Genomic DNA, 13,457 nt, shown 5'->3' with positions numbered 1-13,457 from the left:
GTAAACTCTAAATATTGATTTTGAACTATATACTAACCATAACCTCCTTAAAAAGGTTTTTAATTACATGAATTTCTGAAGCATACTGCGTATTTTTTCTGCAACCAAAATATAATGTATTTTTAAGAGGTGTAATACCCTGCCAAATTATCTTGATTTTTTCTTCATCTACTTCTTTTTTACACAGGAAATCGGGGATAATGGCCAGTCCTTTTCCACCGGAAAGGCAACGGACAATCGAATTAAGATTCGGCACAATGTAATTTGGCCTGAAATCTGCCCTTTTGCCAAAATTAAGTTGCCAGAAACGCAGGAGGTGTTCCATGTCTCCGGCAGTGCCATACCATTTCTGTTCCTTTAACCAGGCCTCCATTCCTGCTAAATCTTTCTTTTTGGCCAGGGAATCAAAAATTTGGGCATCGGTTTCTATTCCACCAACCAGAACGATGGTTTCAGAAGAAAATGCTTCATGCGCTACATTGGGCGAATTGCCTTTTTGTGGGGTGATAATCAGGTCTAAAATGCCTTTATCCAGTTGATCGAGCATTTCGGGATATTCCCCAAAGCGAATAATCACATTAAAGGGAAGGGTTGAAATATACTGCTCGAGTGTGATCTGAAAAGTTTCGAAACACATGCCTACACTAATGGTTGGAGTGTGTTTCTCTGTGCTTTTCTGGAAGTGTTTCTCGGCATCCTCCAGTTTTGCAAGTGGTTCTAATATAAAATTATACAATACTTTTCCTTTTTCCGTAGGGATCATTTTTCTGCCCGTACGTTCGAAAAGTTTATAACCCACATAACTTTCTAAAGAGCTGAGGTGTAAACTTACACCAGGCTGCGAAATAAAAAGGCTTTCGGCCGCACCGGTTAAAGTACCGGTTTTATAAATCGCCTTAAAACTCCTGTACCATTCTAAATTAACCATAATTAGCTATTATAATTCTGATACAAATCTATGAATTAACTTGTTTTAATAATAGGATTTAGCTTGGTAATTTTGTCTTATCAAAATAGAAAAACGAAATGACAAAAATATTCATCATCAACGGAGGACAAAAATTTGGTCACTCCGGAGGAAAATTTAACGAAACCATTGCCGATGCGACCGCCGATTTCTTTTCATCATTAGCAGATTTTGAGGTTAAAACAACCAACATTAACCACAATTACAATCCTGCAGAAGAAGTAGAAAAATATGTTTGGGCCGATGTGGTGATTTATCATACACCGATCTGGTGGTTTCAATTGCCGCATGATTTTAAAAAATACATCGATGTGGTATTTACAGAAGGTCACAAAAAAGGAATTTATGTTAGCGATGGCCGTAAAGCTGATAATCCCAGCCGGAATTATGGTACAGGCGGCATGTTACATGGCCGTAAATATATGGTTACCTCATCGTGGAACGCACCAAAAGAAGCATTTACCTTACCCGGTGAGTTTTTTATGGAAACCAGTGTGGATGATGGTGTTTTGTTCGGCTTCCATAGAATGAACGCCTTTACAGGTATGGAAAGAATAGAGGGTACCCACTTCCACGACGTAGAAAAAAATGCAGATATTATGACTGCGTTAAAACAGCATCATGAACATTTAACACAAAACTTTTTAAATACTGAAGTATATGAGCATTTATCTAACAGCAATAATTAAGAGTAAACAGGCCACTGTGGCTCCGCTAAGAACCATTTTACTGGATATGGTAGCCAACTCGCGAAAAGAAGAAGCCTGCATCCAATACGATTTGCACGAATCTGCCGGAAATTTAACCTTTATTTTTCAGGAGGAATGGAAAGATCAGGCAAGTTTAGATCAACACAATGAGCAGCCTTATATTTTGGCTTTTGTAGATCAGGCAGGCGTACTTACAGACGAAATTGTAATTTACAAAACCCAAAAACTGGCTTGATTATAATTTTGCACGTTTAGCAGTTAAAGCAGAGCCAGCAGAGGCAATCACCACAAAGGCTACGGCAAAACATTCTTTAAGTGTGAGGTATTCCTGTAAAAATATCAGCGCTGCAAATGAAGCCATTGCTGGTTCGAGGCTCATTAAAATACTGAAAGTCCGAGCCGGAATCTGCTTTAGGGCTTTCATTTCGAGGGTAAACGGAATGGCGCTTGATAGTAGCGCAAGCGCTGCTCCTAAACCTAATAATTTCGGGGTTAAAATGCTTAAACCGCCTCCCCAGATGCCGAAAGGAAGAATAACCAAAGTGGCAAATACCATCCCAATGGCAACAGCATCACCACCATTCATAATTTTCGAAATCCGGCCACCCAGTATAATATAACTTGCCCAAAAAACACCGGCTAAAAGTGCGAGTAATATGCCGGTTATATTTAATCCTGTGCCTGTCCAGGGAGTAATAAGTATAATACCCGCTGCAGCCAATATTACCCAGATAAAATCAATAGCTTTTTTGGAGCCAAAAATGGCTAAAGCCAAAGGCCCAACAAATTCTAAGGTTACGCCTAAGCCAACCGGTATCCTGGCAATGGCCATATAAAATATCATGTTCATTACGCCTAGACAAACACCGTAAAGAGTCACATATTTCCATTGTTTGGCATTTAGTTTAAACGGGTTTGGCCTGAAAGCGATGAGTAAAATTACAGCTGATAAACCAATCCGTAATGATGCTGTGGCCGCAGCCCCAATTTGAGGGAAAAGTCCTTTTGCAATTGCCGCACCACACTGTACACTGATAATAGACAGTAAAACAGCAGTAATTGGTGGAATATTGACTTTACTTTTCATCTGAGGCCCTTAAATAAGGCCGCAAAATTACGGAAATATAGCTTTTTAATTTTTTTAAATAAAAAAAGGGAGAATCAGATTACACCAATGCTCCCTTCTATAATGTTTTGCAAATTTATTAACAGAAAAGCTCCTGTTCATCCCTATTTTCGGTAGGTATTTTTTTCAAGAAATCATCAAATGATGGTCCATCATTATCCGAATAGATACCATAAGCATCTAATATGTATCCAATATTTTTATCCTGATCTTCAACAAGATATAGCACCGAATTATCTGCCGGGTCCGAATCGCCTTCGAAGCGATAAGTTTTAACAATGGTTAAATCCTCCGGTTTGTAAATTTTACCGAGCGATTTACTCTGCATTTTACCGTGATCGGATATTTTTAATTCGTTATCTTTTCCTTTCAGCCTCAATTTCTCCAAAATTTGACTCAAAGTGTTCATTGCAATTGGCTGTTCCATAGTTATACGATTTTATAATGATTAAACAAGTGGTACAGGAAATGGTTTTGAAAGCAGGCTGTTTTAAGCAAACTAAATGATTGTCAATCTGTTTCATATAAAAACTAAATTTTATTGATATGAAAAACACGCTTTTAAGTCTGGCTTTTGCAGTCATGGCAATTGTAATGCATTTGGTAGGGGTTGCAGGTTGCATTACGATTCACGCCTGCGCGGGAATGACGGCCGATTTTCAAATCTGTGATTGATAGCCTGTCGAAGACCTTTATATAAATCATATAAATGCACTTCGACAAGCTCAGTATGGCATAAGGAATCGTAATACGTTAAAGCGGTTAAATTTTTTAATCGCTTTTTTTATGCAATTTGATCAGGGTTGTCATCATCATTAAAAAACCTAAATTATTATGGCAACTCTAAACGAATCTCAAAGCGGCAAGGCCGTAAAAGGAAGAACCAAAAAAACAGCACCAAAGGTAGATCTTACCGCAATGGTAGATTTGATGTTTTTATTAACTACATTTTTTATGCTCACCACCACTTTGGGCCAATTAAATGCTGCAGATATTGCTAAGCCAGATAAGACTTCTCCTGATGTAGTGGAAAATTATCCCGAATCACGTACCATGACCATTGTACTTGGAAAAGATAACAAAGCCGTTTCTTACATGGGAACCATTGAAAAGGCAAATATGAAAGTAATTGCTGTAGCCGATCTTCAGAAAGAAATCAAAGCGAATGAGTTATTGGTTAAGGCTACACATCAAAATAATCCATCAAAGTATATGATTGTGATCATCAAGCCTGGTAAAACAGCCAAATTCCAGAATTTTGTTGATGCAATTGATGAAATAAAAATCGCTGATATTAAATCTTATAGCATCGACGATGATCATTTTGCTGAAAAAGAGTTGGCTTTTATGAAAAATAATAACCTATAATACTACTTATTTTTAAGTATTCGTGGTTGTTGATGAGCGAATAAAAAGAATATAAAACGTTTTACGGCTAATGAATAAATTGAATATGATAACTAATACACTAGTTTTTTAGTAGAGATTGCGTTTCTGGGGTTTTAAGGCACTTTTCTTGGGTGATTAACGAATCGTTAGCTTTGTGTTAGATGTTTAATACTACATCCGTATAGCTAATATGATTACATTCGTCGAAGTGTTTGGCCAAGCATCAGGCGCATCCCGAAAAGCCTAAAAAGAGTAGGGATCTTAAAACTCAAAAAAAATCTAGTATGAAAAGTTTAGAATTAAAAAATCTTGGTGTTAAAGAAATGAACACAACTGAAATGTCACAAGTAGAAGGTGGTGGTATTGTTAACAATACTTTAAGCGAACTTTTAGCTTCTCTTTCAGGAACTTTAAATGCAGTTGGCGCAGACACTTCAGCATTTTTAAACAAAACAGTAACCAATGTTTTGAAACTTGTTTGGAGTTTATAAGCAAATTTATTGCATCCGCTGTTCTGGTTTTCAGAATGGCGGATGCTTTAAAATCTAAATCCTATGGCGCTAACCCATTACTCTACCGAAAAAATTTCGCATACCGCTCTTGTTTACCGTTCTCAAATTAGTAAATCAAGCCAGTTAATATATATTGTAACCGTTATGGCAATTTTAGTGGTTATAATTGCCCTTCCTTTTATAAAAATACCCATCAGTATCAATGGTACAGGCATTTTGCAATCTACCATCGAAAAAACAGAACTTATTGTGCCGGTTAATGGTCGCTTAATACAGTATAAATTATCGGATAATAAGCGACTAAAACAGGGTGATACACTTTTGGCTATTGATGCCGGGTTACCCAAACAGCAGGATGCCCTGGTAGAAACCCGTAAAAGCCAGGTTTCCCAATTTTTACACGATATTAATGCATTGCTGTCATTCGATGGCGGCTCCAATTTACAAACGGGCCAATATGCGGCTTCGTGGCAACAATATGTGCAGGAGCTAAAAAACGCCGGAATTTCTAAACGGCAGGCAACCAGCACATTTGCGCGGTATAATAAACTTTATCAAAATAAAGTACTTACGCAATCAGAATACGAAAAATACAGATACGAACTCGAGCAGGCCGAATCGGCTTATTTAATGGTGCGTACCAAATATAAAACCCAATGGCAAACCGAAGCCAACGGTTTCCGTAACGAGTTGCGCCAGCTTTCCGGTCAGCAGGCCGAATTGAATGAGCAGAAAAAACAGTACGTTTTACGTGCACCGATTGATGGCTCAGTGCAAAACCTGATTGGTTTGCAACAGGGAGCTTATGTGTTTGCTAACCAAAAAGTTGGCGAGGTTTCGCCCGATGCAGGTTTGGCAGCCTATTGTTACATCAATCCATCGGATATTGGCCTCATCAGAAAAGGACAGATGGTGCATTTTCAAATCAATGCCTACAACTATAACCAATGGGGTTTAGCAGTGGGCAAGGTAATCGATATTTCGGATGATATTGTGATTTTAAACAATAACCAGCCTGCTTTTAAAGTGAAATGTTTAATGGATAAAAATTTCCTGAAGTTAAAGAACGGTTACAAAGGTTACCTTAAAAAAGGAATGAACTTTACAGCCCGTTTTAAAGTTACCGACCGAAGTTTATACCAGTTGCTTTACGATAAGGTAGACGATTGGGTTAATCCAAACCTGATCCAAAAAACATAAAAGGTAATGAGTACAAAAGTAATGCAACGTGATATTACAGATTGTGGCGCAGCTTGTTTGGCTTCAATTGCCTCACATTATAAATTAGACCTGGCAGTTGCCCGCATCAGGCAACTGGCCGGAACCGATAAAAAAGGAACCACCGTTTTAGGTTTGGTGGAGGCAGCCCAAAAACTAGGATTCGAGGCAAAAGGGGTAAAAGCACCTTTTGATAGTTTATTTAAAATCCCTACACCAGCCATTGCCCATATTATTGTAAACAACATCCTGCAGCATTATGTAGTAATTTACAAAGTAAGCGGCAAGTTTATAGAGGTGATGGATCCTATGGATGGGAAAGTGCACCGTAAAACACATGATGAATTTAAAAAGGAATGGACTGGTGCTTTAATACTGTTGTTGCCATCAGAAAGTTTCCAGATCGGAAATGAAAAAAAATCAATCCAGGCTAGGTTTTGGAGTTTGGTTAAACCGCACAAAGGCATTCTGGCACAGGTTTTATTTGGTGCAATTGTTTATACTATATTGGGCTTATCAACTTCTGTTTTTGTGCAGAAACTGGTCGATTTTGTCCTTGTAGATGGCAATCATAATCTGCTTAACCTGATGAGCATTGCCATGATGGTAATTTTATTGGTGCAAATGTTTATTGGTTCGGCAAAAACTGTTTTTACCTTAAAAACTGGTCAGTTAATAGATTCGCAGCTTATTTTGGGTTATTATAAACATTTGCTGCGCTTGCCACAGCAATTTTTTGATACCATGCGGGTGGGCGAAATTATTTCGAGGATAAACGATGCGGTAAAAATCAGAACCTTTTTAAACGATGTATGCGTAAATTTTGTGGTGAACATTTTTATTGTTTTCTTTTCATTCATCATGATGTTTACCTATTACTGGAAACTCGCCCTGATTACCCTTACTGTTATTCCATTGTATTTTGTAATTTATGTGATTACCGATCGGTTTAACAAACGAACGCAGCGCAGGTTAATGGAAGATGCTGCCGAACTCGAATCGCAGTTGGTAGAAAGTTTAAATGCAGTTGGTACCATTAAACGTTTTGGTTTAGAAGACTATGCAAATGATAAAACCGAAACCCGCTTTATTAAATTGCTTCAGGCTGGTTTTAAATCCAATATTAATGCCGTGGTATCGGGTACATCAACCGAATTTATTTCCAGAATGATTACCATTATTTTACTTTGGGTAGGGGCGGGTTATGTATTGAGTAATTCGATTACACCGGGAGAGTTATTATCGTTCTATACCTTGATTGGTTATTTTACAGGCCCGGTTTCTTCATTAATTGGAATGAACAAAACCGTACAGGATGCGGTAATTGCTGCAGACCGGCTGTTCGAAATTATGGACCTGGAACGCGAAAGCGATGAAAATCAGATCGAACTGACTCCCGATAAAATTGGCGATATCCATTTCGAAAATGTTTCTTTCCGTTATGGAGGAAGATTGCCTGTTTTTGAAAACCTGAACTTAACTATTCCGCAGGGTAAATTTACGGCCATAGTGGGCGAAAGCGGCTCAGGAAAATCGACGTTAATGTCCGTCCTTCAAAATATTTATCCTATCCAGGCCGGGAATGTGCGCATCGGAAAATACGACCTGAAATACATCAGCAATGTTTCGCTGCGGAAAATGGTATCGGTAGTGCCGCAACAAATTGATTTATTTGCCGGTAACGTAATCGATAATATTGCAATAGGTGAAGACGAACCCGATATGCAAAGGATTATTGATATTGCCACCAAATTGGGGTTGATCGGCTTTATTGAAGCATTACCAAAAGGTTTTCAGACGTATTTGGGTGAAAAAGGAGCATCCTTATCAGGTGGGCAAAGACAGCGCATTGCTATTGCAAGAGCTTTATACCGCGATCCGGAAATTTTGATTTTAGATGAGGCCACCTCATCGCTCGATTCAGTGTCTGAGCAACATGTACAACGGATGATCGAATTTTTAAAAGCCGAGCAGAAAACCGTAATCGTGATTACGCACCGATCAAGCACATTAAACAATGCGGATAAAATTATTGTACTGGATAAAGGGGTTGTGGTAGAGCAGGGTAGCCACCAGGAATTGAAGTATCATCTGGCCTAATTGCAAAGTTTAGCAAGGGATGAGCGTAAGGAAAACTTTGTAAGTTCTGATTCCGCCACCCTTTCCCGATTCCACATCGGGGGTCTTTCATGCTAAAACATTATTATAATTTAGCGCTTTAAGATGGTAGCATCTGATCAGAAAATAAACAGGCAATTTTTTGTTGCTTTTTTTTGGAAAGCAATTGCAGTAGCTTTTTTTTAATGTCGGTCCTGCTTTTTGCTTGTCGTCCCGATTAGAAAAAAAATCGGGAGCTACCCGCGTCAATCAGGTTTGGGTAAATTAAGCTTTTGCTACTATTACCGGAAAATAGCAAAGTTCCATAACATTTACTTTCGAGGGGGATTTCTACCCTAAGAACCACCAGCCCCTGTTAAATAAACCCGATAGCAGCGATACGAAGTATAGCGTATAGCGGGGCTTTCGGAACCGATGAACACAGCATCGTGCTTTTCAAAAAAAATAACAATGATTTTTCTGCTGTTTGGTGAGCTACCAAACATAGAATTTAACCCAACTTACGCTGCCTGCCCCAACAGAGGCCCATGCCGACTTTGTAAGATGGGCGCAACAAAAAAGGCGTTCTGCAAATTGCAAAACGCCTTCTCTATAAATTTATTCGAAGAATTAAATGCCGAAAGCAGCTTTAACCTGGTCTACGTAATCTAATTTTTCCCAGGTAAACAACTCAACCGAAACCGTTTTTTCTTCGCCGTTTGGTGTTCTGAAAGTTTTGGTAACTGTTTCTGGTGTACGGCCCATATGTCCGTAAGCAGCAGTTTCGCTATAAATTGGGTTTCTTAATTTTAAACGTTGCTCAATAAAGTAAGGGCGCATATCAAAAACCGATTCAACAATTTTAGCTATCTCGCCATCAGTTTTACCCACTTTACCCGTTCCGTAAGTATTGATGTAAATACCCATTGGTTTGGCAACGCCGATAGCGTAAGATACCTGCACTAAAATTTCGTCGGCAATACCTGCAGCAACTAAATTTTTAGCGATATGGCGCGTAGCATAAGCTGCACTTCTATCTACTTTACTTGGATCTTTACCTGAAAAAGCACCACCACCGTGAGCACCTTTACCACCGTAAGTATCAACAATAATTTTTCTTCCGGTTAAGCCGGTATCGCCATGCGGACCACCGATTACAAATTTACCGGTTGGGTTAATGTGGTATTCAATTTTATCGTTAAACAAATGCGCATATTGCGGATTGCTTTTGATAATTCTTGGGATTAAGATATTTACCAGGTCGGTTTTGATTTTTGCCAGCATGGTTGCTTCTTCATCAAAATCATCGTGCTGTGTAGAAATTACAATGGCATCGATGCGAACTGGTTTATTGTGATCATCGTACTCCAAGGTAACCTGGCTTTTTGCATCAGGACGCAAGTATTTAATTTCGTTGTTTTCGCGACGTAAAACCGCAAGTTCCTGTAATAGTTTATGCGAAAGATCTAATGCCAAAGGCATATAATCTTCAGTTTCGTTGGTTGCATAACCGAACATCATGCCCTGATCGCCAGCACCCTGATCTTCTTTATTACTTCTATCTACACCTTGATTAATATCTTGTGATTGCTCGTGTATGGCAGATAAAATACCACAAGAGTTAGCTTCGAACATGTATTCGCTTTTGGTGTAGCCAATTTTCTTGATCACATCGCGTGCAATTTGTTGTACATCTAAATATGTTTTAGATTTTACTTCACCCGCCAAAATAACCTGACCAGTGGTAACCAAAGTTTCGCAAGCTACCTTTGATTCTGGATCGAAAGCCAAAAAGTTATCAATTAACGCATCCGAAATTTGATCGGCGATTTTATCTGGGTGACCTTCAGAAACAGATTCTGATGTAAATAAATATGACATTTATTAAATAATTAATGATAAATAAACAAATTTATAATTGCCAAACCCCTTGGAAACAGGTGTTTAAATGATTGAAAGGAGGCATTAGCAATTTTTTTAAGTGGTTGCAATCCGGTCCCGAAGTATCGGGATAGCAAATCAATCCACTTTTTACTGTCGCAAAATTAGCATATTTTCTTTATTTCAAAAATTATAGATTATTTTGTGCACTCAATCTTACATTTTGCACACAAAGATCAATATCCTCTTTATCATCAATCCTATCTCTGGTGGGAGGAGGAAGCTGCGTATTCCTGATTTTATCGATAAATACCTGGATAAGGAAAAGTTTAGTCCGAATTTTGTTTTTAGCGAATATGTGGGTCATGCCGGCGAACTTGCAGATGAAGCTGCTATCAAAAACTTCGATGTAATTGTGGCTGCAGGTGGCGATGGTACCATTAACGAGGTAGCAAGCAAGGTATTAAAACACAATAAAATTTTAGGGGTTTTACCTTTGGGGTCAGGAAATGGCCTTGCCCGGTTTTTAAATATCTCTAAAAACTTAAGATATGCACTTTCCATTATCAATAACTTTAACATTGATGAGATTGATACCGCTGAGTTTAACAATAAATGTTTTTTTAACCTGGCAGGAATGGGTTTCGATGCCCATTTGAGTGCTGTTTTTTCGAAAGATAAAAAACGTGGTTTATCTGGTTATGTAAAGCTGGGTTTTAAAGAGGTTTTTAATTATAAAGCTCAAACCTATCAATTAAATATTGATGGTACAGATTATACCAGAAAGGCTTTTGCCATCAGTATTGCCAACTCATCTCAATACGGTAATGATGTTTATATTGCACCTAATGCCTCGGTAAAAGATGGTTTGCTGGATGTTTGTATTATTAAACCTTTCCCGATACTAAAATTGCCTGTTTTAGGTTATGTAATGTTAAGGGGCAAAGCAGAAACATCTGATATGATTGAAATTATTAAAGGAAAAAATATTAAAATTATAAGGGAAACAGCCGGTGCCGTGCATGTAGATGGAGAACCTTTACAAATGGGAACAGAGATCCAGGCGGTGGTGAACCCACTCTCGCTTAAGGTAATTGTGCCCTAGTTGAGCTTGGGGTTGAGGGTTTAGAGTTTGGAGACAATCTGACTATTGACCATTGACGAATAAACCAATGGCTATTGAACCAATGAACCATTTTACATTTATAGCATGAAACCAAAGAAAAATAGTTTAAGCGATCTTGGAGGAATTATGTATTCTACCAATCCGGACTTCGAATATGAAGAAGAAGTTGATGATACCGTTACTTCTCCAAATAACCAGCAGGATTTGAGGGTAATGTTGGATAAAAAGAATCGTGGCGGCAAAGCTGTAACCTTAATTACAGGTTTTAGAGGCCGACCGGAGGATTTAGATATACTGGGCAAAATGCTGAAAACCAAATGTGGTGTGGGTGGTTCGGTTAAAGATGGCGAAATTATGATTCAGGGTGATGTACGCGATAAGGTAATGGGCATTCTTCAAAAGGACGGATATAAAGTAAAAAAGGCCGGGGGCTAACAGAAAAAGCTGTCATCCCGGGTGCAACGAAGGGTCTTTTTTGATTTAGCTTGTTGCCATAGTCTTCAACCACATTCAAAGTACGATGCCTACAATCTTTGCGTCATTCCCAACTCGATTGGGAATCGTAATACCTTGGCGGGGTTTGTATGTTGCATTAAGGTTAGCTTCGCTGAGCACTGCGCGGTTCTCGCCTGCGCGGGATCCGATATGTATCGGATGACGGCCTTTCTTTAGGATCTTTTAGTATCGCTTTTATGGATTAAACTCTATCATTAAATGTGACGCCCTCAAATATAAATACTACCCCAATCCCTCCTTTTACTAGTTTATCTCAATCAGATCCTGTTTTAATGTTTCTTAAGCAGATTTTTTGCAAGATGTTTATGGAAAATTAAACGCATGAAAAAAATAATCCTTTCCTTATCGTTCCTGTTTTTCGCTTTGATTGCGAATGCACAGAAAAATAACTATAACGGCTATAAAAACTCTTATCCTGGAATCATTGGCAATTTTGGATTTAACATGCTTTTTACTGTTGATGAGTTTACAAAGACGGTTGATTATCTAAACTCTATAGCTAACCAGCCTCTAAACAATCTTGTTTATTTAGAAGGAACTAAAGAAATTAATCTTTTGGGATTTATAAACAAAGACAGCTTATCATTTTATCGGTATAATATTGTAGAAAATGACAATAAACAAATTGTTTCAGATGCGACTCCAAATGAATCAAACATAAAAAATCTATATCAAAACCGGGCTCAGATCGATCTGGGGAAATTTAATGTAGAAAACAAAAAACTGACAATTAATCTTTATAAAATCACTAACAGGAGTGAAATAGTGACTATTATAATTTATAATAAAAGAATTCAACCAGCATCTATTTCAATGATTAACTTAGATATTCGCGATAAAAAAGGTGGATATGTGAAATTTAAAAGTAAGGAAGATGCTGCTGTTCTTAATGTAGATGAAGCCACAAAAAATCTAATGATTGTAATCAAAAGCACTGATTTGGATTTTATTTATAGTGTTTACCTCAGAAATAAAGTAACAAGGAAAATTGTATTTCGTTCAAATGATTGGCTTTATGGTTACATCACACCCAGAGTACCATATTTATTAATCAATGCAGAATATTTCAATAAATCTGGCGATTATGAATTGCTTATTATTCCTAAGCTTTCTCAGGGTTTTGGTTCAAAATCTATTGAAAAAAGCACAACCCGTTACTCTTTTCATGTAAATAATAATGGAGAGAAATATTTCTCCTCCCGAGAATTGTTACTAATCAGTGTGATTATTGGAGGCTTTTGTGGACTTATATCTGTTCTGATTCTCAATAACCGGAAAAAAAGAGCTGCTAAATTAATTGCCAAAAATTCGCAGGAAAAAGAAATCGCCAAACTCCAGTTAGAATCTGTACGTGCGCAGCTAAACCCGCACTTCCTGTTCAATGCCCTTGCGGGTATCCAAAACCTGATGAACAAAAATGAAATCGATAATGCCAACCGTTACCTTACCAAATTTGCCCGCTTAACACGCAATGTTTTAGACCATAAAGACCTTATCAATTTAACATCCGAGAAAACTTTATTAGACGATTACCTGCAGATGGAACAATTACGCTTCGGCTTTCAATATAATATTATGGCTTCGCCTGATCTTGACGTAGAGAATATAGAAATTCCAGCAATGCTTTTGCAGCCTTTTGTAGAAAATGCCGTAAAACATGGTATAGCAGAGAAAGGAAATGATGGTAAAATTGAAATCGGTTTCACCAAACAGGGAACAGATTTGATACTGAGTGTAAAAGATAATGGTGGTGGCTTCGATAGCGCAAAAGATTATAGCGGTTTGGGTTTGGCGCTAACCAAAAACAGAATATCTTTACTGAATTCGATTTATAAAGAAACTCCTTTTTTATTGGATATAAAAGCAAATACAGAGGGAACTTTAGTTCAGATCACAATTAACGAATGGTTGTAAT

At 37.8% G+C, this 13,457-nt stretch carries 14 protein-coding genes; 10 read left to right on the top strand and 4 right to left on the bottom strand.

Annotation, left to right across the window (positions count from 1 at the left end):
* Positions 1 to 25 precede the first annotated feature (25 nt).
* Entirely contained in the window at positions 26 to 928 is a 903-nt protein-coding gene (locus R2R28_RS16385; protein WP_316826765.1) for a LysR family transcriptional regulator, read from the bottom strand.
* Positions 929 to 1,026: 98 nt separating this feature from the next.
* Here R2R28_RS16385 and R2R28_RS16380 point away from each other — a divergent pair, with 98 nt between their 5' ends.
* Entirely contained in the window at positions 1,027 to 1,656 is a 630-nt protein-coding gene (locus tag R2R28_RS16380; protein WP_316826764.1) for an NAD(P)H-dependent oxidoreductase, read from the top strand.
* Complete coding sequence (locus R2R28_RS16375; RefSeq protein WP_316826763.1) at positions 1,628 to 1,912, top strand: putative quinol monooxygenase; 285 nt, start codon at positions 1,628 to 1,630, stop codon at positions 1,910 to 1,912. The genes R2R28_RS16380 and R2R28_RS16375 overlap by 29 nt, the downstream gene beginning before the upstream one ends.
* Here R2R28_RS16375 and R2R28_RS16370 read toward each other — a convergent pair whose 3' ends face one another.
* Positions 1,913 to 2,764, bottom strand: a complete 852-nt coding sequence (locus tag R2R28_RS16370) for a DMT family transporter (protein ID WP_316826762.1) — start codon at positions 2,762 to 2,764, stop codon at positions 1,913 to 1,915.
* A gap of 118 nt (positions 2,765 to 2,882) precedes the next feature.
* Complete coding sequence (locus tag R2R28_RS16365; protein ID WP_316826761.1) at positions 2,883 to 3,230, bottom strand: hypothetical protein; 348 nt, start codon at positions 3,228 to 3,230, stop codon at positions 2,883 to 2,885.
* A 119-nt stretch (positions 3,231 to 3,349) separates the two neighbouring features.
* Between R2R28_RS16365 and R2R28_RS16360 the strand changes: the two genes are divergently transcribed.
* The 5 genes from R2R28_RS16360 to R2R28_RS16340 all read left to right on the top strand — a co-directional run bounded on the left by R2R28_RS16360 (position 3,350) and on the right by R2R28_RS16340 (position 8,022).
* Entirely contained in the window at positions 3,350 to 3,478 is a 129-nt protein-coding gene (locus tag R2R28_RS16360) for a hypothetical protein (RefSeq protein WP_316826760.1), read from the top strand.
* Positions 3,479 to 3,637: 159 nt separating this feature from the next.
* The gene (locus tag R2R28_RS16355) at positions 3,638 to 4,171 is read left to right on the top strand and encodes a biopolymer transporter ExbD (RefSeq protein ID WP_316826759.1); all 534 of its coding nucleotides are present in this window, start codon (positions 3,638 to 3,640) and stop codon (positions 4,169 to 4,171) included.
* A 305-nt stretch (positions 4,172 to 4,476) separates the two neighbouring features.
* On the top strand, positions 4,477 to 4,683 hold the full coding sequence (locus R2R28_RS16350) for a bacteriocin (protein ID WP_316826758.1): 207 nt from the start codon (positions 4,477 to 4,479) through the stop codon (positions 4,681 to 4,683).
* A gap of 63 nt (positions 4,684 to 4,746) precedes the next feature.
* Positions 4,747 to 5,904: an HlyD family secretion protein gene (locus tag R2R28_RS16345; protein WP_316826757.1), complete on the top strand. Its 1,158-nt coding sequence runs from the start codon at positions 4,747 to 4,749 to the stop codon at positions 5,902 to 5,904.
* Between the two features lie 6 nt (positions 5,905 to 5,910).
* Positions 5,911 to 8,022, top strand: a complete 2,112-nt coding sequence (locus tag R2R28_RS16340; RefSeq protein ID WP_316826756.1) for a peptidase domain-containing ABC transporter — start codon at positions 5,911 to 5,913, stop codon at positions 8,020 to 8,022.
* A gap of 627 nt (positions 8,023 to 8,649) precedes the next feature.
* On the opposite strand, the gene metK is transcribed toward R2R28_RS16340, so the two are convergent.
* Positions 8,650 to 9,900: a methionine adenosyltransferase gene (gene metK / locus R2R28_RS16335; protein ID WP_316826755.1), complete on the bottom strand. Its 1,251-nt coding sequence runs from the start codon at positions 9,898 to 9,900 to the stop codon at positions 8,650 to 8,652.
* 223 nt (positions 9,901 to 10,123) lie between these two features.
* On the opposite strand from metK, the gene R2R28_RS16330 reads away from it, so the two are divergent.
* From R2R28_RS16330 to R2R28_RS16320, 3 genes are all read left to right on the top strand, one after another.
* Positions 10,124 to 11,005 carry a diacylglycerol/lipid kinase family protein gene (locus R2R28_RS16330; protein ID WP_316826754.1) on the top strand — a complete coding sequence of 294 codons (882 nt, stop codon included), beginning with the start codon at positions 10,124 to 10,126 and terminating at the stop codon, positions 11,003 to 11,005.
* A 105-nt stretch (positions 11,006 to 11,110) separates the two neighbouring features.
* Positions 11,111 to 11,461 carry a translation initiation factor gene (locus R2R28_RS16325; RefSeq protein WP_316826753.1) on the top strand — a complete coding sequence of 117 codons (351 nt, stop codon included), beginning with the start codon at positions 11,111 to 11,113 and terminating at the stop codon, positions 11,459 to 11,461.
* A 402-nt stretch (positions 11,462 to 11,863) separates the two neighbouring features.
* Positions 11,864 to 13,456: a sensor histidine kinase gene (locus R2R28_RS16320; RefSeq protein WP_316826752.1), complete on the top strand. Its 1,593-nt coding sequence runs from the start codon at positions 11,864 to 11,866 to the stop codon at positions 13,454 to 13,456.
* The last annotated feature ends 1 nt before the right edge of the window (position 13,457 follow it).

The sequence above is a fragment of the Pedobacter miscanthi genome (assembly GCF_032678605.1).
GTDB lineage: Bacteria > Bacteroidota > Bacteroidia > Sphingobacteriales > Sphingobacteriaceae > Pedobacter > Pedobacter miscanthi_A.
The sequence above is the reverse complement of the archived record's forward strand: the minus strand, read 5'-3'. Positions and strand labels throughout refer to the sequence as shown.